The sequence below is a fragment of the Candidatus Melainabacteria bacterium RIFOXYA2_FULL_32_9 genome (assembly GCA_001784615.1).
GTDB lineage: Bacteria > Cyanobacteriota > Vampirovibrionia > Gastranaerophilales > UBA9579 > UBA9579.
On sequence record MFRQ01000159.1, the window covers coordinates 1 to 23,098 of the forward strand.

A 23,098-nucleotide genomic window follows, 5' to 3' on the forward strand; every position below is an offset into this window, starting at 1 on the left:
TATGAACACTTTTTAAATGTTTTTTGCATCTGTCCCAATTCAGTATTTTTAACAAGCCTATTAACTTATTCGTTTCTTTTATCTTTTTATTTGCTCCCAGCATAAAAAATGACATATCTTTATCCTCTTCATCTTCGATATGTCTCTATTTTACCATAATTTAGTTATGCGGTAATCTCATTTTAGGATGATATTTCCTCATTTCAACTATGGTAATTTCTTCGGCTTCGCTTAATCTTACGTATTTCATTTTCTTGCAATATTTTTGTGACCTTTATATTAATACGTAAGTTTTTTTTGTTTGTTCCTTAAATATTACCTAACTTAAGTTAACGCTTGATCTCTTTACGTTATTGCACTACTTTCTAATTTTATTCTGATTATTTGCTTTTAGTAAATTGAAAGTAAGTATTTAAAAACCCTGTTGGATATTTATATTCATAATTAGAATCTACTTTAATTACTTTTGCATTTGGTATAAGTTTAAAAATTCTCTCCTGAATTTGATCATTATATTCTTGTGAAAAAATTAATATATAATCAGGATTCAATGTATCAATATTTTCTAAGGGGATAACAGGATAATTATACACTTCATTTACAGTTGTATTATTATTATTATTAACAAACCCTTTAAAACCTATATTAGCTTCTCTAACACTGTTAAGTACTTTACTTAGATTTTTCCTGTTTTTTGTATATAACGCAGTTAGTTTACTATGTTCAGGTAAATTCAGAATTTCCTGTAAACAACTCATTTTATGATAATGATTTATATTAGGATTATATATAGGAGCATAAAAAGCTTCTTCTAGGGTACTGCGAAATTTATTCTTAAGAAACTTTGGTAATAGTAAGAGTATATTAAGTAAAAACAGCCTTTTTAATGTTTTAGACAGTTTAATCAGGCTAATTATTCTTTCTCTAATGTTTTTTGCAATTCCTTTTTGATTGGAAAATAAAATTTTACGTAAATAATCCTTACTATAATTTATTGCAGTTAATTTTGCCATGAACTTTCTAAATTCATCATCATCTACATCAGTAAGGTTAACGTAAGGACCATAACCAATCATAGAATACATATAATCTTCGTAATCTGTTATCTTATTCTTTTTTAATGCATCTTTAAGAAATTGACTATTAGGATAAACAACCAAAGTTGCAAGTGATAAAGATTCAATGGAATATTTCTTTACTATTTTAAGTGACTTTTTCAGAGTTTCTTTAAAAGATTTAGGAGTATCTTTTGGATGTCCCCATAGAATATTAAACCCGATAACAGGAATATTGTATTTTTTGAAAATCTCCAGGGACGGGATTATTCCTTCACTTTGTTGTATTCTAAAAAATCCTTTTTGAATTTGAGGATTCCAATGTTCTACAGCAATACCGGCTTTAGCTGTTCCTTTAACAGATGCCATAGCTTGGGCTATTTCTTCAGTCACATGATTAGGACAACCGCCCGCACCAAAATTATAGCTTCTATCAAGTTCAACAAGCCTTTCGCAAATTTTAACCAGCCAATCTTGAGGATAAAAAGCATTTTCTTCAGAAAATGCGAAATTTTTTACTCCGTATCTGTTATGCAATAAATCAAAATGCTCAACTATTCTTGATGGTGATGGTCGAACAACTTGTGGATATGGATTACTACAGTAATAACAATGATTAATACATCCTCTACCAGTTGATACTAGGAAAGGATCAGCATTTGGGCTATTTAAATAGCGATTCATATTTAATAAGTCATATGCAGGTAGAGGAAATTTATCAAGATTTTCTATTCTTTTTTTGGGAGTTTGAAAGAACTTACCTTCTTTTATATAAGCCAGATTATTAATATCACTAATATTTTGCTTATTAACAAGACGTGTTACCAGATCAACAATAACCTCCTCACCTTCTCCTATACAAGCAACATCAATAGGAATACGGCTTAGAATCATTTCTGGCTGGCTCATTATAAAACAACCACCAGCAATTAAAGGTTTTTCAGGGAATTCTCGTTTGAATTCTATACTAAAGTCTTTAACATATTTATAAGCACAATTTAGACCTGTAATTCCAATTATGTCGAAATTCTTTTTTTTCAAAATATCAATAGTTTGATAAACAGAAAGATTATCTAATCTAGCATCAAGAATTTCAACTTTAATGGCAGCTTCTCTTAGAACTGCTGCCATCTCTATAAAAGATGTAGGTATATTAGCATTATGACCAAATATTTCTGATGGTTGGATAAAAATTATACTAATAGAATCTTCAGACATTTTTTTCTCCAGCTAATTTAAGGTACTTATTTATATTTTATCCTTAAACTTCTAATCTATAAAACATATATATAAAGGAATATTAGTTTTTATTTTCTAGAATATCTCTCCAATAAACCAGCTTCAATAAGTTTATTGATTTCATCTTTAAAATCTTTAGCCGGTAAATTAAGCTTTTCAGCTATATCTATTACATCGTGTTTTCCATCACTAAGTGCAAGAAGCCACTGGATTTTTTTAATATATGATTCATAAGATTTTTGACTTCCAAGATTTGGGTAGAGTCCTCTTTTTCCTAACTGTGGTTCGCAATGAGGATTTGTATTTATGTATATTTCATTTGTCTCAATACTTTCTATAATATCAATATAAGTTTGTATAGAATTTTTTATAGCCTGTTCGCTTATAAAATCCAGATTATCAAGGGAAGTATGATATTCTTTATAGGTACCATATAGAGAACACATTAAAGAACCTACTGGCAGATTAAATCCTGATGAACAGTATTGTCTTTCATCACTACCCCATGGGAACCAGTCTAAAATGTTAAATTCTTTGTTATAACTTTTAAGTACATTAATAGCAGCTCTATCTGATAGAGAATCTCCTTGCTTGCTTTTTTTGTAAGTAAAGGGGGCATCATTTCCAATGCAAGTTATAACATAACCTGCTTTAACTTTTTGTTTGAGTACATCACCATAATGAGCAAGATAAGTTATAGAACCAATAGTTTCTGGTACATATAAAAATCTATAGCTGTAATTCAAATCGCTTTTTTTTGAGAGTAAATATTTATAAAGAAATGTTTGTACTACAGGGCCTGATAATTCATTGTTAGCCATAGACGGATGACATACATAGGTTGATAAAAGTATCTCGTCTTCTATTTTTCCCTGAATATATCCTTCTCCAATAGTTAAGAACCCTTCTTCCAATTTTGAATCGATACAAACTTCATATTCATCATCTATGAAATTTTCTAATCTTTTATGCTCAATACAAAACCCCCATCTTTCTTTATAATAAGAAGTTGCATAAGGTATCGCATCAGGCATGTCAGGTAAAGTTATAATATGGCTTAATAATTCTTGCTTAGATACTTTCTTGTTAATAGGGACACTATAACCAAGGACATGTAGATTATTTTCTTTAAAATCAACTAATTTATTTCCTTGTTTATCTTTAATATAAGCGTCTTTTATATTCCACTCTTTTGGGATAATCCAGTCAAAGACTTGTATTCCAGTAGGAAATTCAAGCTGCTTTATTGGTGCCAGCTCACTTAAAATATTAAGAGTTTGCCTTACCCCATTTCCAGTTATGCTTCTACATATAGGAAAAAGTTTTTCAAGAAGCTGTATAATCTCCATTTATCGATAAGCCTTTCTTTAAACTAATTTGATCCAGCAAATAATGAATAACTAAATTTTTGAGTTTAGATGAATTCTAATTTTAATACTTATACAGCTATATTTTTACATAGATAGTAATTTATATAGCAGCATTATACACTTATTCCTTTGAATTTATAATAATATTAAAAAAAGATCTTTATTATAAACGAGATTTACATTGTATTGAGGATATTTTTATATCGAAATAATACTTATAACCGTTAGCAAAGGGTGGAATAAAAATTATACTATGATAAAAAACAACAAAAAGGATAAATAACGCATAATTATATTACTGGTTTTTTAAATTTTTTGTACAAATTCTTTAAAATAGTCAGTAAAATATCTATAAGTGATAATTAGAGTTGGTTTTATGATTGAAAATTTTTTTATTGGTACTGATATAGAATGTATTAAACGGTTTGAAACTATAAAACCTGATGATAAATTTTCAGAGAAAGTTTATACAAATATAGAATTGGAATATTGCTTTAAAAAGCAATATCCGGCTCAACATCTTGCAGTAAGATTTGCTGCTAAAGAAGCCATCATAAAAGCTTTGTCTGCAAGTGGGGTATTACAAGTCAATTATACTGATATTGAAATAAGAAATGATAAGAATAATATTCCTACAGCAAAAGTAAATACCAATATAATGAAAAGTTATAAGATAAAGATTAGTTTATCTCATTGTGAAGATAAAGCTATAGCTTTTGTGTTATTAGAAAAAGTGGAATAAGAATAATATATAATTAATAATTATGAATTTTATATTTAAAAACTATATTAAACCAATAAATCATTTATTATCTCATTGTGGAAACCTAAAATATAATGAGACATTAGTTATAATATGTGATCCTTCTACTAGAAATATAGCTTCTCTATTTGCTGATCAAGGATCTCAAATAACATCAAAGGTTAAATTACTTGAAACGCCTCTGGCAAAATGTCATGGACAGGAACCTATAGCTGAGGTTGCTACGGAAATGTTTAATGCAGACTTGATTATTGGCCTTACCAGTATGTCTATGGCTCATACTCAAGCAAGGGTTAAGGCTTCAGATAATAGTGCAAGGTATTTAAGTTTGCCAGACTATTCTTTTGATCTTTTAGAAGATGCTTCTGTAATTGTTGACTTTAAGTCAAATGCACCCATAGTAAAGTTTGTATCAGATTCTTTTACAAGTGGAAATCAAGTTCATATAACTACTAAAGCTGGTACTGATATAAGTTTAGATATCAGTGGAAGATTAGGTAATTATTGTCCTGGATTTGTAAACAAAGATGTTAAACTTGCTTCTCCTCCGGACATTGAGGCTAATGTTCCTCCTGTAGAGGGTAAGTCTCAAGGCATTGTAGTAATTGATGGATCAATAACTTGTTCAGAGATTGGATTGCTTACTGATCCTGTTATATTAACTATTGATAAAGGATTTATTACGAATATCCAAAGTGCAAATGGGCTATATGTCAGGATTCTTGAAGAAAAGTTTTCTAAAATTGCTTCTGATAAAGCTTATATTTTAGCTGAGTGTGGGGTTGGATTGAACGAATATGCCAAATTGACTGGAATGATGCTTACTGATGAAGGAGCAGCAGGTTGTGTTCATTTTGGTTTTGGCTCGAATAGTACTATAGGTGGAAAAAATAACATTAATTTTCATCTTGACTTTGTATTTACCGGTGCAAGTATGAACATAGATAATATTCCTATTTTATCTAACGGAAGGATAACTAAATGAATGAGTTAATAAGATCTTTTAGTGATGATTTTGATAAAATTGTTAGTGCCAATTCTAGTAATACAGCTTTAATTTGTGATATTGGAACAGATGAGACAACAATTAATTATAAAGAATTATCAATTATTGTTGATAGATTTTTGTCATTATTTAAAAATAAAGGATTAAAATCGGAAGACTGCATACTAGCAATCTTACCAAATTCAGCCGAAAATCTTGCATGCTGTCTAGCAACTATTAAAGGTGGTTATGGATTTGCGCCATTACCTTGTAATGTTTCAAAACAAGAAGTTTTAAGTTGGATCAACCTCGTAAAACCTAGGCTTGGTATTATTGCAGAAATAGCAAATTCTGATATACAAGATGCAATATCTCAATCCCAAATAGATATAATTTCCATCAAAACTGATTCTTCATTTGATTGGCTACCAGAAAGCAGTTATTTAGATAAAACAGGAGGTAATTCCAGAATTTATCTTTCTACGAGCGGAACTGAAGGAGAACCTAAAGCTATAGTTATTGATGGCAATAAATTATGGTCTAGTGGATGTGCTTTTATGAATTATCTCGAATTAAACGACAATTCACTCAGATTCTGGAATTATTTACCAATGTCTTATTTGGGAGGCTTATATAATCTTGGATTAATCCCCCTTTGCGTTGGAGCAAGCACAGTTATTACAGAGCCTTTTAATGGTAAGACATTTTTATCTTTTTGGCAGATAGTAGAAAGATTTGAAATTAATACTTTATGGTTAGTTCCAACCATTGTTAGAGGATTAATCGCAATTGCTGAAAGAACAAGAAGGCACCAAGTTAAAGATTACAGTAATCTAATTAAAAACTGCTTTATAGGTACAGCACCCATCGATCTGACAACAAAGCAAAAATTTGAACAAATGTTTTGTCTAACTATGTTAGAAAATTTTGCTCTTTCTGAAACTACATTTTGTACATCGGAAACGGTGAATAGCATAAATAATCGTATAGAAGGCAGTACTGGTGAAATATTACCATATGTAGAGCTAAAAATTGATACAATAAACCCTGAAGATGATCAAGAAAGTAAAAATCTTGGTGAGATAAAAGTAAAATCTCCATTTTTATTTCTTGGTTATTTACAAGAAGATGGTGAGATCTTTTTCCCTGTGGATAAAGATGGGTATTTAGCAACCGGAGATTTAGGACATATTAGCAACAATACACTGATTCTTGATGGTCGTAAACGAGATATTATCAAAAAAGGAGGTTATTTCATATCTTTACGGGAAATTGAAGTCTTAGCTGAGAAGAATGAAGCGATAGCAGAGGCTGCTGCTGTAAAAATACCCCATGATTTTTATGGAGAAAGTTATTTATTATTTATTCGCTTAAAAGAGAGCTATAAAAATACTGAAAATGACACTGTTAGTTGGTTGCATAATAACCTTGTTAAATATAAATGGCCTGAAAATGTTATAATTAAGGATAGATTTCCAGTTACATCAAGTAATAAAGTGCGCAAGAATATATTAATGGAAGAAAATGTTTAAAATGATAAATAATTTGCCTAAAATGCAACTTAGCGATAAGGTTAAGAATATTCCAGAAGCTTTATCTATATATATTAATCAGATTGTCTATGATCAAAAACGTAGAGGTGTTGATATTACGACCTTATCATTAGGAGAAGCTTTTTTTGATATTCCGCTTTTTGATTTTAAAAAGTTAGATTTAGCTAAAGGTTATCATTATTCAGAGAGTCAGGGCATTTTAGAACTACGTCAAAAGATAGCTAATTATTATGAAAAATACTATAATGCTTCGGTAGATTATAAAAACGAAATAATAATTTCAGCAGGATCAAAGCCTATTATATTTATGGCAATGCAAGCTGTTCTTAATTATGGAGATGAGGCTTTAATACATGAGCCTGCCTGGCTTAGTTATCAAGAGCAATTAAGATTGGCCGGGGCTGAACCAAAGTTTATCCCATATAACTCTAATATAGAAGATTTTCACAAGTATTTCACTCCAAAGACCAAGATGCTGATAATTAATAATCCAAATAATCCGGCTGGCTGGATGTATTCAAAGGAAGATTTAATTTCTTTATATAATCAATGCCGTCCAAGAGGTATTTATATCCTGGTTGATGAAGCTTATAGTGACTTTGTCGTTGATAAACAGTTTTGTTCCTTAGCAAATATTATTCCTAATAAAGATGGAATAATAGTCATAAATTCATTATCTAAAAATTTAGGAATGTCTGGCTGGAGAGTAGGTTATGCGATATCTAGTCCAGATGTCATTGAATATATATTAAAGGTAAATCAACATCTTATAACCTGTGCTTCTTCTGTACTACTTTATTATTTGGCTAAATATTTTGATAGAATCATATCTATTACACTTCCTCAAGTTACAGAAGTAGTTGAGAAGCGTAAACGCATTGCTAATTTTATGAATAATCTCGGTTTGAAACCTTTAAATGGGCATTCAACGTTTTATTTTTTTGTTAGCATTGAAAATTTTCCTGAAACTTCTTTAAATTTTGCTTTATACTTATTATTCAAACATGGAATTGCTGTAGTTCCAGGATTGGCTTATGGTTCTAGCACAGAGCGTTTCATACGTATTTCTATAGGAACTGAATCAGAAGAGCGTATTCATGATGCATTAAGCACAATAAAAGATCTTATTAATGCTAAAGATTTTGATGTTGATTTTGTGAATAGAAAATTAAATGAATTTGGTTATAGACCATTTTTTAGATAGATTATGTTAGGTATTATTAGTACCCTATAAATATGAGAATAAATATGCTTTTAAATATTGAAAAAGCTTTAAAAAATCTATTAGGGAATGATAGTAGACCAATTGTGATATATTCAGCAATATGGCCTTTTGCAAGAATTGTCAAATTGCCTGAAAAAGAATTATGTAAGGCGATTCTAGATATATTAGTAAATGTAACAGGACCTGACAGAACCCTTTTTATGCCTACCTTTACTAATGGTTTTAAAGATGGAATTTGTGATTTGGATAAAGAACTCAGTCTTACAGGAACTTTAAGTGAGGAATTTAGAAAGCTTAAACATGTTAGGCGAACGATTTGTCCTTTTTTCTCTTTTGCGGCATTAGGTCCTGATACAAGTAAAGTTGTTAACTTACGTCCCATAGATGCTTGGGGTGAAGATTCCCTTTATGAATGGTTACATAATAATGATGCACATATTGTGACATTAGGACTTCATCCGACTCATTGCAGTTTTACACATCGTGCAGAGTGGTTAACTAAAGATAAAATAACATATCGTTATATTAAAGAATTTGACGGTAATATCATACATGAAGGACAAAAAATTCCCGTTAAAGAAAGATTATTTGTCAGGCAGCTTAATCCCTCTCCAATTAATGATTTTACTTGGCTATTAGATAAATATAAGCAAAGTGGTATGCAACAAATAATTATAGAAGGAATTTCCATATCTGAAATGAGTGCAAAAGCTAAAATAAATACTATATTAGAAGTGTTGGAAATTGACTCATTAGCTTTAATTAAAAATCGTAATGAATTTGAAAAGGACTAAATAATGGAAAACGTACAAAACAGGATAGAAAAAATAATTAATAAATTAAGAAAGGAATCTACTAATCAAATAAACCTTGAAGAAGACTTATTTGGTTCAGGAGTCCTAGATTCTTTTGGTATGATTTCATTCATTAGTCAAATAGAAGAAGAATTTAATATTAATATTCCTAATGAAGATTTAATTCCTCAAAACTTTTGGAATATTAAGTCAATCACGGAAACAGTAAGAAAAAATATGAAATAACTTACCTGAAATGAATTATGATTTTAAATAAAGCGAATAATTTAAAGGTTTATACTATTATTAAATTAAACATAAGTTTATAGGTGAAGAAAATGTCTAAAAATACAATATTATTATTTTACGGACTTTTTAGTGATGATCAGTCATATGATTGGGCTCCATATGGATTATTATATCTAGCTGCCAAACTTAAAGAAAAAAACTTTAACCCTATCATAATTCACGAATATACAAATAGGAATTACGAGGAAATAATTGCAAAATATGCAAAAGACACTTTAGCTTTTGGCGTTAGTGCAATGACTAATTATCAAATAATTTCAGGAATTAAAGCTATAAAATTGTTTAAGAAATATAACTCAAATGCTCAGGTAGTTTGGGGTGGGGCTCACGCAACAGCAGATCCTAAGAGTATTCTGCAAAGTGAATATGCTGATTATGCAATAATTGGTCCTGGAATAAATAATTTTATTGATTTAGTTCAAAATATTTCTGAAAATAAGATAGAAATTGACATTCCATACATATATGATAAACAACATCTTCATTTAATAACGGAAAATGCCCCTAGAGTAAGTGTGAAAGACTCTATATATGACTTAACCAATTTTCCCGAGTTTCCTTTTGATTTAATAGAATATGATAAGCTTTTAACAGAAAATCGAGTACTAAATTACACTGGTTCTTTTGGTTGCCCAAATAATTGTCATTTCTGCTCCTGGGGTGGATTTCATCTTTGGAATGGATTATCGACAAATCGAGTAATAGAAGATATTACGTATCTTGTAAAAAAGTATAATCTAAGATCTTTGTGGTTTTCAGATGCAACATTATGTTATAAGAGAGATTTTCTTCTTGAAATTGCAGAAGGAATATTAAAGAATAACTTGAATATTTACTGGAGAGGAAATGCATCTTTCCTGGATCTTAAGAATTTATCCTATGATGATTTTGCTTTATTAGAAAGATCTGGTTTTGATAGATTCTTTGTAGGAGTTGAGAATACCAGCCAAAATATTCTAAAAGCTATGAATAAAAGGATTGATCCTGACTTATGTACTGAAATATTTGATACTTTAAAAGATTTTAAAATAGAAATTATGACATCAATGATATTTGAAAATCCGAGTGAAAATATTGAAGATATTGAAATAAATAGAAAATATATTGATAAATGGATGAAAATAAATCCTAATTATAGATTTCAAAGTTGTTTCTTTATACCTTATCCTGAAACAAAAATGACCAAATTTGTAGAAAGCCTTGGTTATAGGTCTCCAGTGACACTTGAAGAATATGGATTATCACCATACTTCCAGGTTGCTACAAGAAGTAAAATTGAAAAAGCTGATTGGCACTCTGAAGAATTTTCACAGATATACAAAGATAAATTTAACAAGCTATTTCCTGATTTTAATAATTATTCTGCTCCTAACTGGAACTGGCGAGATAATGCTTAAACTTTTCTTATCTGTGGTATCTTATTATCTATATGTATTTAATACTAAACTGGCTCCCAAAAATTAGACAGGTAACAAATGAACAAAGGAAAAAGCTTCATTTATCTTGTTGTAATTATGGACCTATATTCAAGATCATGACTTACGTAAAATTTCAAAATGACCAATATTGCTGGGTTATTGACCAGATTAGTTTTATAAAATATATACCAAGTCACTTCTCTAACGATTTCAAAGAATTATTTGTTATTATTTCTGGGTTTGATACAAATTGCGTAAGTCCTGTTAGTTATTCTTGTTTTAATCGACTTTAATCTACTGCTTTATAATATAGCCTGTAGGTTGTCTGTTAAATGGCATTTGTTTTATATGATTTTTGCCGATATATTTATCTACAATGTTGCTTTCAGCTGGAGAACATTCACCATTATAGTGATCCATTATTAGAATTCCACCATTAATGATACGCGGCCAGAAATTCTCAAGAGATTTTTCCAGAACATTTTTAATACCACAATCTACAAAAACCAATTTAAATCTCATATATGGATTATCCTTCATAAAATCATCTATTTCTTTGACTATATCCATTTTATGAAGAACTGCTATATTATCAAGCTTTTGTAATTCTATTAATTTTGATAATTGTTCATAATCAGCAACATATTGACCGTCATATTGAGAGTTATCCTCTGATGAGGCTTGCATTCCTTTAAACCAATCAAAACCATAGACTTGAGTTATATTATAAGGCTCAAAAAGTTTTACCAATTTTGCAAAAGTGAGTAATGAAGCTCCCTTATAAGTTCCTATATCGGCTATATGACCGTTTAATTCATAAATTTGCTTATAAAGATCATAAAAAAATAAAAATCTTCCCAAATTTACAGAACCAACATAAACAGGAAAATTATAGATCAAGTCTTTTTTATCAACATTTGATTTTAATAATTCATCAATATAATAAAAATAGTCTTTATCAATATCGCTAAATTTTCCCCTATTAAAATTTTCTTGAGTCATAAAATAATTACGTGGCCTCCAGTTTCATTATTTAATTTTATTTATATTTAAAAATTTCTTAATTTTCACCGATAATTTACATATTAAATTATCAATAGCAGATATCTTTATTTTCAAGTCTTGACCCAAGAAAGTACCCTCATAAATATTCTTAGGTTCATATCTCTTATAAAATATACCTCTTGTCAGGTTCCAATAACCATATTTTAATGCTTCTTGTTTATCTTTTGGAACTAAATTATATTTAAGCAATTCAATGAGCTCTTCATGAGTTTTAGGTTTATAGCAACAATCCAAACCCGAATAAGGGGAATTTCCTGCAAGTATGGATGGTTTTTCCCAAAAACAAGCCTCAATTCCAATAGTTGACAAAAAGACTAAAGTTTTATCACAAGCATTTACTAATGCATAACTGTCAATTAATTCTTCAGGCCATATAATTTCTAAATTTGGATAATTAATAGAACTTATTTTCTTTAATTCCTGCATTTGTGAATTATTTTGATCTTTAAGATTTGGATGTATTCTTAAGTAAAACTTTATATCTGTATCATTTTTAAATGATTCAAATATTTTTTTTAATCCATCTAATTCATCTTCATATATTGGATTTTCCCAGCCTTCTATTGCAGCATATTCATAGATAGAAGAGTTAAATATGGCAATATTTTTTTTACTTACATCAAAGTTAACAGGCAAAGAATCTCTTTTTTGATTTTTGGTATATGAGAGTTGGTAGTTATCAACTCCATTTCTCTTATCTATAAACCACTTTGCGCCAATTTCCTCTTTGTTTTCTGAAGATTTATCCCATAAATCTTTCATTTCCTGGCTCAAAATGTTTGCATTATGTAAAATATTGTTTTTATATAATGCATATTTGTCTAATGTACCTGCATTATTAATAGAATATGAATCGATACCTAATTCCTGACAAACTTTAAAAACAGGAAATATGTTAGATGATCTTCCCCCTTGATGATATAGACAATCTGGTTTGATTTTTTTTAGTACATTTCGAATGAAGTTATAAGTAAAATAAGATGTTCTTAATAATCTATGAATTTTTCTTCTATGCAAGATGGTATTAAGCTCATGATCTTTGTATTCAGAAATCAATGTTGATGCAATTGCTAAACCATACTTAATTCCATTCAAATTAAATTCTTTTAACTCTTGCAAATTTTTAAATACAGCAGGTAATTCATTATAATTAATTTCACATCTGGGAATTTTCAGTACATTTTTTTTAGGTAAATTAATCTTTTTTATATTTTCATAGAAAGATTTATTACACCTGTAACATATATTTTCGTTATGATCTGGGTTTACATCACAGTATTCAAGTTCACCATGGCATCTCAATACATAAACTTCATCTCTTTTTTCGAGATGATTTGACATAATTTCTAATTCTGTCCCCAAAACAGGAATACAGGTATTATATATTGAATAAAAGAGCGCCTTCATACTTCCTTATTACACTTATTTATAAATATAGTCTTACTATATCATATCCCAAGAAAGAGGTGTTCCTCTTTTAATATTAACTACAGACTTTTTCCCCAAGAATATATCATAATATTTTGGAGGAAGACCATAACCAGGTCTTATAATTTTTAGACTTTCTTTTGTAAAAGTTTCACCTGCTTGTATATCTTGTATTACATAAATAGAACGTCTATACTTCAAATAATTATGTTCTTGTGCAGTTGGGCCATAATGAACTTGGCCTATTCCCTGCCAGGCTCGTTGGCTTTCAGTCACGAGCATTGTCATCTCTTCAGGTTCAATTGAAAATGCTGAATCTGTTCCACCATCAGATCTGGATAATGTAAAATGTTTTTCTATAACTGTAGCTCCCAAAGCCACACTTGCAATTGCTACTCCTATTCCAAGGGTATGATCAGATATTCCTACTTCACAATTAAAAAGCTGTTGCATATGAGGCAATGTTAAAATATTGGAATCTTTGGGATCTGCAGGATATGCACTTGTACATTTTAGTAAAATTACATCTTTACAACCGGATTCTTTTAATATTCTTACAGACTCATCAATTTCTGCAATTGTTGCCATTCCAGTTGAGATCATCACAGGTTTACCTGTTGAGCCCACTTTTTTGAGAAGTGGAATATCAATATTTTCTGGTGAAGCTATTTTATAGCAAGGAACATTAAGAGACTCAAGAAAATCAACTGCAGTTATATCAAAAGGAGTACTAAATCCAAGAATACCTAACTCTTTGCATTTATCGAAAATAACCTTGTGCCATTCCCAGGGAGTATAAACCTCTTGATAAAGCTTATATGCAGATTTACCAAACCATAAATTATCTGGATCTTTAATATAAAATCCTTCTTCGCTCAGATCAAGAGTCATAGTGTCCGCTGTATATGTTTGGATTTTAATGGCATGTACACCTGATTTAGCAGCTTCTTCTAGAATTTTTAATGCTCTGTCTAAAGATTGATTATGATTTCCAGACATTTCAGCAATAATTAATGGCGGATATTCTTTACCAATTTTTCTTCCAGATATATCTATCATTTTTGTCCTTTTTAATGTGAGCGTTGTTGTATGTTTAAGTTTCTAAATCTGTAAAATTTAAAATGTTTCTAAAGGCAATATTTTCAGCTTTTTCAATTTTTATCTTTTCGGAAAAAAACTCGAACCTTTTTCTTAATTGATTTAATGTAATTTCAGGGCTATCTGATCCTACGCATATTCTTTTGTCAAAGTTTTTAAATAAGTAGTTTATATCAAGATCAACAGAACTTCCTTCATATTTACAAAGTGTATATGACAAGTCAAGTATGACATTTTCAAAGTTTTTAGCTATTTGCATCATCTCAAGAAGATGAATGGTTCCAGAATGAAGCAGAATAATTTTTTGATTATCGATTTTTTGCAAAAATTTCCTTAATGTAATCAGGTTATTTTGATCAGAAAATCCCTTACTTTCAAAGTAAGTACAAATCATTACAACTAATTTCAATTCATTAGCCTGCTTAATTATATATTCTAAATATTCATTTTCTAAACTTATTCTAGAAAACCTAGGATGAATTTTTATTCCTATATAACCTTTTTGTTTTATAAATTTTAGATATATAGAAATACTGTTATTATCTTTTATCTCTTCGAAGTCAAAGTAAGCTACAGGATAGAGAGAGGTAGATTTAGACCTTATAAAATCTGCATAAGTATCAATATTGTAATTACCTATATTTTTCATTCCAACAGCAAAAGCACCTATTATGTTATTCTCTTGCATTTCTATAACTATGGATTCTACACAATTTTTATTTGGATATTTATTGTTAATCCAGTTTCCATCCAATGTCGGGTGAGTTAAACAATCAAATATTGGTATTGGCATATAGCATTATATCCTGTTATTTAAAATATTGTATCTTTGAAAAACAGTATTTTCTTTTGAAAAAGAGTCATCCTTAAAAAGAAAAAGGCTAAATTCAAAAGGCATATAATCATTTCTTAATACAATATTTCTTGAAAATTTGTAAGCTATGGATAAAATTTTTTCAGGACTACTGTGAAAGGTATGACCATCAGTATAATCAACTTTATCAGAGAGAAAATCAAACGCAATTCCGTCATTGCATATTTTTAAAGATTTTTCTATAACAGCTTCAATAAAGTCGTAGTTTGATATTCCTTCAAGCTTATGGTTAAAGATTCCTGATTCTATAATGTAATCAAATTGCTCTGAAAAATTTTTTTCCAAAAAATCGCCAGATTCAAATCTGATATGTTCTTCTTTATAAAGCTCTTTTCCTATTTGAATTAATTCATCATTTAAATCTATTCCCAGATAAGTATAATTCTTGTAATTTTTCTTTAAATTTTTGTTTAAATCACCAAACCCACAGCCAATATCAAGCAGTGACTTGTTTTCAAAATTATATTGAGAGATTAGAATATCAAATCTTATGTCTTGCTTACCCTTAACCCAACCTAAGGTTTTCGGTGAATACCCATACAATTTTAACCTATCGGAATATCTTTTTATTGTATTATTTTTATCTATTTCAGGTAATTTCGACATATTTTGAACCTTTAAACTAAGCTAAGTTAATTTCTCTCAAGAAAATTTTCTATAAATATACTTTCAGCCCTATTTACTTCTTCTATTGTTAAGGTATTTCTGGGCCCTTTTAAAATTTCGTATCCAACACGTTCAGTATCACTGTGAATCATACCATATTGCATATCGGGTAACAATTTATCTCTTGAATGATATAAACTTTGAATTTGTGGATTTATGTATTCCATCAGGTTTGTTTTTTTCTTTGATGTTGAATGTTTTGGAATATCATAAAAATAATACATAGAAGATAAATTAGTCTGTTCAATTAAACCATTTGTTATTTTTTCACCATTTAATACTTGCATATAATCTGTTAAAAAACCTCTTCCGCTGGTTATATCCACTAAATGGCTGGCAATAAAGCCACTTGATCTTGAGCCAATCTCAACCGGTTCAAATGATCCATCATTTTTCAATAGAACTTCAAAATGACCAAGAGAATTTTTAAGACCAAGCGCTTTGTAACATTCTATAGCAAAGTTAGCCAATTCTTTTTGAAAATTGTCTGTACATTCGATGGAATTGTAGTGTAATTTAACTGCTACTTTATTATTAATAGTATTCTGTGTATGATATTTTCTTGAAATTCCATATACAGCTACATTCCCAAAGTTATCACCCAGCATTTCAACAGTGTGTTCTATGCCTTCAACAAATTCTTCTACAACAACTTTTTTATTTGCTGACTCTTCTTCTGCTTTATTATAAGCTTCCTGTATTTTCTCGACGGAACTATTAAGTGTAAGAATGGTTATTCCCCTGGATGCACAAGAAATACAAGGCTTTATAATTAATTTGTAATTTTTATTTAATTTTTCAATTTTTTCTAAATCCAGCTTTTCTAATGTATAGGAAATTCTAGTAAAAAGTTTCTTCTCTACCCATTTTCTTTTCATTAAATCTTTCGATGATGCATTAAGAATACTTTCTTCAGAAGAATGCAGTAGTTTAAATTTTTTACATAGTGCCCTTAATGCAAGTCCTGCATTATCCATACTCGTATATACCAGATTTACATCTTTTAAAGAATAATTATCCAGAACTTCTATAATTTCAAGGCTTTTAGCATCGGCTTTTATATGTAGATCATAGTCCAAATCCAGCTTTTCTCGCCAATCTATAACGACAGCTTTAAGATTATTCTCTCTAAATTTATCGATAATTCCTTGACTTAAAGCATTTCCACCTAATAATATAGCTGTCTTTTTGCTCAATATTCTGTCCTCTCTAAATTTTTTAAATAGTCTATATCCTTCTTAAAATCTTCCAGATCTTCTGTTGAATCCTTATAAGTTTCAATTGTTATTGAACTATTATCTGGAATATATTTTAGTATTTTTTTAATGTCATATGTTCCTTTACCAAAATGATAATGTTTATCATATACATCTAAAAAGTTACCATCAGTTAAATGAAACATTTTAGGATTTAAGTCTAAATATTTTTCCAAATCTGTGTATACATTTACGTGTCTGCTGTTTGAAGAACATATTCCATGACCAATATCATAACAAAATTTTACCCCTGTATTGTCCATAATAAATTTGATTTCTTCAGGAGAATTGCCATTGCATAAAAATGATTCGTTAATTGCAATAAAAGGTTTATTCTCAATAAAAATACGGTTATCATCTATCTTGTTAAGCTGATTAACAGTTTCTTCGATACACCCATTAATACCGGGATGATAAATTACTATTTCAGAGGTTAATTGATCTGCAAATTTCTGGACTTCTTTTGTTAACTCAAGATTCTTAGGCCAGCTATCGGATTTTCCAAGATTCATATTATGTCTATAATGTGTTGCGTGTATTATAAAGGGAATATCGAGGCTTTTCCACAACTTAATATAATTTTCATACGACTCTGGAACAATATAAAGCTCTATATAGCTATAAAATCCTTTTTCATATAGTTCTTTAGCCTCTTTAATATAATTTTCATTTATAGACCATAATTTTAAACCGTATTTAAACATTTTATCTAACCTTAAATAATGGTTCTAATGGCTTACATTTTAAATATTTTTCCAAAGAATTATTTTTGGTAACATCATCAAAGATTAAAAATATTTCTTTATAAGCATTTAAGAGCTTTTCAATATCTTCATTGCTGTGAGCATACGTTATAACGTGAGCACCAATAGTTATTATTCCTTTCTTGAAGATTTCCTGAAGAAACAAGGTCTTAAGTTGCCAACTGGAATAAGACCCTGCATCCTTAATTATGATAAAATTCCATGATGGGTGACCGGCTGTAAAAAGCACTTCTTGTAAGTTATGTTTACTAATAAGGTTATTTATGCCATCAATAACTTTTTGTCCTTGACTAGAAATGGTTTCAAGAACCGGTTCCGACTGTAATTTAGATAGAGTTGCAAGAGCAGCAGATAATGATAATGTTTCTCCACCAAATGTAAAAGAAAAGAAGACTTCCTCAAAAAGTTTCATTATATCGGCAGAACCTGCTATAGCGGAAAGGGGATATCCATTTGCAATGCCTTTGCCAAATGTTGCAAGATCTGGGATAACTCCAAAATATTCTTGAGCTCCTCCTTTTGCATATCTAAAACCAGTAATTGTCTCATCGAAAATTAATAAAGCCTTATTTTTATGAGTAAGATCTTTAACGCTTTGTAAAAAATTGTTTTTAGGATACTCAACATTCATTGGTTCTAGAATAACAGCAGCAATTTGATCGGGATATTCCTGAAATAGTTTATGAAGAGAGTCAATATCGTTATAAGAAAACTTTAAAGTAAGTTTCTTAGTTGTTTCAGGAACTCCTAAATCCCTTGTTGTTGAACCAATATACCAGTCTTGCCAGCCATGATATCCACATATTGCCACATAATCTCTACCGGTATAAGCTCTTGCAACTCTGATTGCTCCTGATGTTGCATCTGATCCATTCTTGCCAAATCTTACCATCTCGGCACAGGGCACCATTTCAATTATTTTTTCTGCTACCTGTACTTCTATAGGATGAGGTAATGAGAAGATGGTACCTTCTTCGAGCTGTTTTTTTACTGCATATACTACGTCACTATCGTTGTAACCAAGATTTAAAGCAGCGAGTGAACTCATAAAATCTGTATACTCATTGCCATCTATATCCCAAACCTTTGATCCCTGGGCTTTTTGAATAAAATACGGGGAAACTCCTTGTGGAAATTGTATTTTACTTTTGCTGAAAGTCTGGGTTCCAAGTGGTATAGACCTTAAGGCCCTCTCGAGCATTTTTTCTGAATTATTATAATCTTTACTCATATTTCTCTCTTATATTTTTGGCACTTCTATATTTTATACTCAATTTTATTGTACATTTTTATTTTTTAGAAATTCTTTATCCTTATCAATAGACTTTTTTAAGCCTTCATTTCGTTCAAATTTAGAATTTATTTGCGTTAATTCAGGCTTTTTATCAAGTAAATCTAAAATATCCTGCATTTTAAAATCAGGATTTTGAGGATATAATTCTTCATAAATTTTTGTTATTAATATAAAGTCTTCAGGCTCATCAACCGTCCATCGCAAATGTGACAGATTCTTAGTTTCTTTATAATTACCAAGTTTATAAATATCCTTTTGGGTATGAATAAATTGAGTTACATGCTCTCTGTGAGATGGAAGACTGGCCTCTTTTTGTGCTTTTGTAAGACATTCGTACTTAAATGCTTCTACATCTAATCCGTCAGGAAAAACTGGTTCATATCCATTACTTGTATAGTCAAAGTCATTATTAAGATGATATTCTATGGTTTTATCAAGAATTTCAGGATCAATTACGGGACAATCTCCTGTTAATCTGACTATATGTTCAGGTTTATATTTTTGGGCACAATCATAAAATCTTTCCAGAACATCATTAAGGCTTCCTCTGAAATATTCTATATGATTATCTATACAAAGTTTTTCTATAGGATTATCAGAAATATCAATGCTTGTAGCGACAACTAGTTTATCAATCAATTTAGACTTTTTTATACGCTCAATTTGCCTGATTAGCATTGGCTTATCTAAAACAGGCAATAAAACCTTATTAGGAAGTCGACTGGAACTTGTGCGCACTTGTAAAATTGCTAATATCATTATTTGACCTCATTTGATATTTCTACAATGATTTCATCTATATATTTATTTTCATTTGTATTAAATTTTCTAAGTCTTTTAATTTCTGCATATCCTGCTTTTGAAAATGCTTTATAAGAACCTTGATTATCGTCACATAACATTGCAAAAAGTTTTGATAATTGCAATTCTTTGAAAGCAAAGTTTGTGGCTAATTCTATTGCTTCAGTTGCATAACCCTTTCCCCATAGTTGTTTTTCTCCTATAATCAGGCCAACGAAGGCGTTACTTTGATCAAAATCCACAGGTCCAACCTTAATGTTACCGATATGATTATTATTTTCGTTTAGAAATATTCCAAGAAGATAATTGTCATTATTATTATTCATGAAAATTATATAATCTTTGATATTATCAATATTATATGATTTTCCTTTACTCATAGTAAACTTAACAATATCAGGATCATTCATCCATTTTACATAATCCATAAGATCATCTGAAACGGGATTTAACTTTCTTAGATGTAAACGTTTTCCTATTATCATTTTTTTAATTTCCATTTTGAAGGATTTAATATTTCATCGTTATCATATGAAAACTGAGAAAAGTCTAAATTTACCTGAGATAAAGATGTTAAAGACTCTATAATCTCGATTAATTGATTCTCATTACAAACCCCAATAATAATTTTATCAATTTCTTCAATATCAATTAAAAATTTCAATGCAGATTGTACAGGAGATATTCTTTGCTTATTTATATATTCATGATAATTTTTCAAGTTTTGCTTTACAGGATCAAAAAAGGAGTCTAATTCTTCCTGATTCATAAGAAGCAGTCCTTGCAAAAATACTGAACGTGCATGAATTTCTATATCTAATTCCTTTAGCTTTTTGAGATAATTATTTTTCAATAATCGTTGATCTAAAACATTGATTGGCAACTGAATCATATCAATTTTAAAAATATCTAAAGCTTTATCGATTTGCTCAGCAGTATATATTGATACACCAATTTTACTTACCAGTTTTTTTTCTTTTAATTCAAGCATTTTTTCGAATAAAAGATGGCTATTCGAATTAAATAAATTATCAGCATTATGTAAAAGAAGTCCATATATGGATGACTGATTTAATTTGTTCAAAGATTGATAAAGAGTAGATTCGAGAAGATGAACATCCTCTAAAGTTATATTTTTATTTAAGAAATTAGGGGTTTTTGTAATTATTTTAAAATTATTTTCTAAATGCAGAGATTTACCTAAAACTTCCTCACTTGTACCATAAAGTGAAGCTGTATCAATCATTTCCATACCATTTTTAGCTAACACAGACAGGATTTTTTTTATTTCATCTGGGTTAGGTACACCCTGCTTGTTCGAAATTCCATAATTCAGACCAAATTGAACAGTTCCAAGCCCTAACTTCACAATAAAACCCCTTTGAGATCATTTAAATTTATATTTAATTATATTATAAGGTTTTTTTGATCATTAATTGTCATCTGTTTAATTTAATACCGAAGAAGACAGGAATGGATTTTAATCCATTCCTGTCTTCTTTTATGTATCTGTCTAAAATGTTCTTGAAATAAAAGCTTTTCTGTCTAATATTGGTGAAGTTGATAAACTTGTATCATAATTAGCACTAATAAATGCTAAATTTCTATTTATTCTATAATCAGAACCAACATGATGACCTGTAACAGAATAGTACCAATAATTAGATTCTACTATTCCATAAATGCCACGTTCATACAGCTTTATTATTACTTGATCGGTACCCACGTTATGATATTTATTATAACCAGTACCAGCCGTTGTTGTAAACCATCCGCTATCATACATGCCTCGCAAAGCGTACGTTGTTACGCTTGATATAGAGCTGGAACCAGCAACAGCTTCTCCCAAAACTACAACCTGTTTTTCTGTCCAGCTTGCAGGATTTCCCTGTTTCATCTTCATTGCAGAAATATCGAACCAGTATAGAGATTCTGTATCAAAAGCTGAATCTGGCGCTGTAAAGCTGGAAGTATACCTTGCTATTTTACTAAATCTAAATTCATCAATCCAGCCATTGAGGAAGCTAGAAGTTGCCCAGTTAGTGCCTAATCTGATTCCACTGATTGAGCATACCGAAATAGAGCTTGTAATATTGATATCCTGTGTTCCATTTATATATACTTTATAACTGAAACCATCAAACACAAAAGCAATATGATACCAGGTTCCTGTTGCCCAGGTTGTATTAGAGCCTAAAGCACCACTTGCTATATCATATGATGCTGCATCACTGGATAAATAGGTTTCGAACTTGGTTGTACCACTGTTATTATAGAGAAATAGATCCAGACCATATCCGCTGTTAGGATTTTTACAGTTAAAAATAGGTTGTCTGTTGCCACTTGAAGGTAAAGCATTAAATCTGACAAAACATTCAAGGGTAAATCTATCACCTAATGACTTTATATCAGTAGTATCAATATAATCACCTGTTCCATCCAATAATAGAGACGATGTTCCAAATTTATACTGTGCCGTATCCAACTGCGCGTTACCCTGAGCAGTCCAGGTATTACCATATTCATCTGTCATTGTAGTAGAAGCATCATCACCATCAAAGTGTAACAAAGCATTTTGGGTTTTGTCAAAAGCATATCCATACTGTGGAGCAACTAATGTACTTCCATAGCTTAATTCACCAGTGCCTGAATTTCTTTCTGCATATAGAAAACTTGTTGTAGATGCAGGCAAGCTGGAAAAAGCACTAGATATATCTGATGTGATTGATCCAATATAATCAACTGCTCCATTATCACCAAACCCATCCGCAAAAGCAATTCTGACTGGTGTTGATGTAGCTTTTAGATCAACTGCCAAACCTGTACCTGCTTCTAAAAAGTTTGCATAACCATTTGTATCTATACGACCTGCCAAAACTGTTTGTCTGACAGGCACGCTTAAACATGAACCCGATGATAATTCTACTAACTGTACAGAATCAGTACTTGTATCATACTCTACAAATTTTTTAGCCATTAGTTTACCTCTTTTAAACTACAAAATAAAATTACAGAAATATATAATGATCAACTTGTAATTAAGTTACAATAAATTTTTTTAATCTCTGAGGGTAAATTCCCCGCAGCTCTGCTGCGATAATGATAAAATGAGGGAATGAGTAAATATGTTCATAAAGCGCA

The 23,098-nt window shown here is 29.9% G+C and carries 20 protein-coding genes and 1 pseudogene; 7 read left to right on the forward strand and 14 right to left on the reverse strand.

Translation table 11 applies throughout. The features are described 5' to 3' along the window. Positions 1–380 precede the first annotated feature (380 nt). Both A2255_10755 and A2255_10760 read right to left on the reverse strand, forming a co-directional pair. A complete protein-coding gene (locus tag A2255_10755) occupies positions 381–2,273 on the reverse strand; it encodes a hypothetical protein (protein OGI17022.1) in 1,893 nt (630 codons plus the stop codon). Positions 2,274–2,362: 89 nt separating this feature from the next. Continuing rightward, positions 2,363–3,688, reverse strand: a pseudogene (locus A2255_10760) (hypothetical protein). A gap of 352 nt (positions 3,689–4,040) precedes the next feature. Here A2255_10760 and A2255_10765 point away from each other — a divergent pair. The 7 genes from A2255_10765 (at position 4,041) to A2255_10795 (ending at position 10,690) form a co-directional block, all read left to right on the forward strand. Next, positions 4,041–4,406: a holo-[acyl-carrier-protein] synthase gene (locus A2255_10765; GenBank protein OGI17023.1), complete on the forward strand. Its 366-nt coding sequence runs from the start codon at positions 4,041–4,043 to the stop codon at positions 4,404–4,406. A gap of 22 nt (positions 4,407–4,428) precedes the next feature. Beyond that, entirely contained in the window at positions 4,429–5,412 is a 984-nt protein-coding gene (locus A2255_10770) for a hypothetical protein (GenBank protein ID OGI17024.1), read from the forward strand. Beyond that, a complete protein-coding gene (locus tag A2255_10775) occupies positions 5,409–6,944 on the forward strand; it encodes a hypothetical protein (GenBank protein ID OGI17025.1) in 1,536 nt (511 codons plus the stop codon). The genes A2255_10770 and A2255_10775 overlap by 4 nt, the downstream gene beginning before the upstream one ends. Then, entirely contained in the window at positions 6,937–8,169 is a 1,233-nt protein-coding gene (locus tag A2255_10780) for a hypothetical protein (protein ID OGI17026.1), read from the forward strand. The genes A2255_10775 and A2255_10780 overlap by 8 nt, the downstream gene beginning before the upstream one ends. A gap of 44 nt (positions 8,170–8,213) precedes the next feature. Next, complete coding sequence (locus tag A2255_10785; protein OGI17027.1) at positions 8,214–8,984, forward strand: hypothetical protein; 771 nt, start codon at positions 8,214–8,216, stop codon at positions 8,982–8,984. 3 nt (positions 8,985–8,987) lie between these two features. Then, on the forward strand, positions 8,988–9,230 hold the full coding sequence (locus A2255_10790; protein OGI17028.1) for a hypothetical protein: 243 nt from the start codon (positions 8,988–8,990) through the stop codon (positions 9,228–9,230). Between the two features lie 92 nt (positions 9,231–9,322). Then, positions 9,323–10,690, forward strand: a complete 1,368-nt coding sequence (locus tag A2255_10795; protein ID OGI17029.1) for a hypothetical protein — start codon at positions 9,323–9,325, stop codon at positions 10,688–10,690. A gap of 315 nt (positions 10,691–11,005) precedes the next feature. On the opposite strand, the gene A2255_10800 is transcribed toward A2255_10795, so the two are convergent. The 12 genes from A2255_10800 to A2255_10855 form a co-directional block, all read right to left on the reverse strand. Then, a complete protein-coding gene (locus A2255_10800; GenBank protein OGI17030.1) occupies positions 11,006–11,713 on the reverse strand; it encodes a hypothetical protein in 708 nt (235 codons plus the stop codon). Positions 11,714–11,740: 27 nt separating this feature from the next. Then, positions 11,741–13,183: a hypothetical protein gene (locus A2255_10805; GenBank protein ID OGI17031.1), complete on the reverse strand. Its 1,443-nt coding sequence runs from the start codon at positions 13,181–13,183 to the stop codon at positions 11,741–11,743. A 36-nt stretch (positions 13,184–13,219) separates the two neighbouring features. Continuing rightward, the gene (locus tag A2255_10810; GenBank protein ID OGI17032.1) at positions 13,220–14,263 is read right to left on the reverse strand and encodes a pseudaminic acid synthase; all 1,044 of its coding nucleotides are present in this window, start codon (positions 14,261–14,263) and stop codon (positions 13,220–13,222) included. A gap of 34 nt (positions 14,264–14,297) precedes the next feature. Next, positions 14,298–15,095, reverse strand: coding sequence for a hypothetical protein (locus A2255_10815; protein ID OGI17033.1), 798 nt, complete (start codon positions 15,093–15,095; stop codon positions 14,298–14,300). Positions 15,096–15,101: 6 nt separating this feature from the next. Beyond that, positions 15,102–15,782, reverse strand: coding sequence for a hypothetical protein (locus tag A2255_10820; protein ID OGI17034.1), 681 nt, complete (start codon positions 15,780–15,782; stop codon positions 15,102–15,104). Positions 15,783–15,808: 26 nt separating this feature from the next. Continuing rightward, entirely contained in the window at positions 15,809–17,038 is a 1,230-nt protein-coding gene (locus A2255_10825; GenBank protein OGI17035.1) for a hypothetical protein, read from the reverse strand. Further along, on the reverse strand, positions 17,035–17,772 hold the full coding sequence (locus A2255_10830; GenBank protein ID OGI17041.1) for a hypothetical protein: 738 nt from the start codon (positions 17,770–17,772) through the stop codon (positions 17,035–17,037). The genes A2255_10825 and A2255_10830 overlap by 4 nt, the downstream gene beginning before the upstream one ends. A gap of 31 nt (positions 17,773–17,803) precedes the next feature. Continuing rightward, positions 17,804–19,093, reverse strand: a complete 1,290-nt coding sequence (locus tag A2255_10835) for an aminotransferase class III (protein ID OGI17036.1) — start codon at positions 19,091–19,093, stop codon at positions 17,804–17,806. Between the two features lie 45 nt (positions 19,094–19,138). Next, complete coding sequence (locus tag A2255_10840; protein ID OGI17037.1) at positions 19,139–19,915, reverse strand: spore coat protein; 777 nt, start codon at positions 19,913–19,915, stop codon at positions 19,139–19,141. Continuing rightward, a complete protein-coding gene (locus A2255_10845) occupies positions 19,915–20,442 on the reverse strand; it encodes a hypothetical protein (protein OGI17038.1) in 528 nt (175 codons plus the stop codon). Before A2255_10845 ends, A2255_10840 begins: the two co-directional genes overlap by 1 nt. Then, positions 20,439–21,326 (reverse strand): hypothetical protein, encoded by an 888-nt coding sequence (locus A2255_10850; protein OGI17039.1) that lies wholly within the window; start codon positions 21,324–21,326, stop codon positions 20,439–20,441. The genes A2255_10845 and A2255_10850 overlap by 4 nt, the downstream gene beginning before the upstream one ends. 144 nt (positions 21,327–21,470) lie before the next feature. After that, positions 21,471–22,934 carry a hypothetical protein gene (locus tag A2255_10855; GenBank protein OGI17040.1) on the reverse strand — a complete coding sequence of 488 codons (1,464 nt, stop codon included), beginning with the start codon at positions 22,932–22,934 and terminating at the stop codon, positions 21,471–21,473. Between the last annotated feature and the right edge of the window lie 164 nt (positions 22,935–23,098).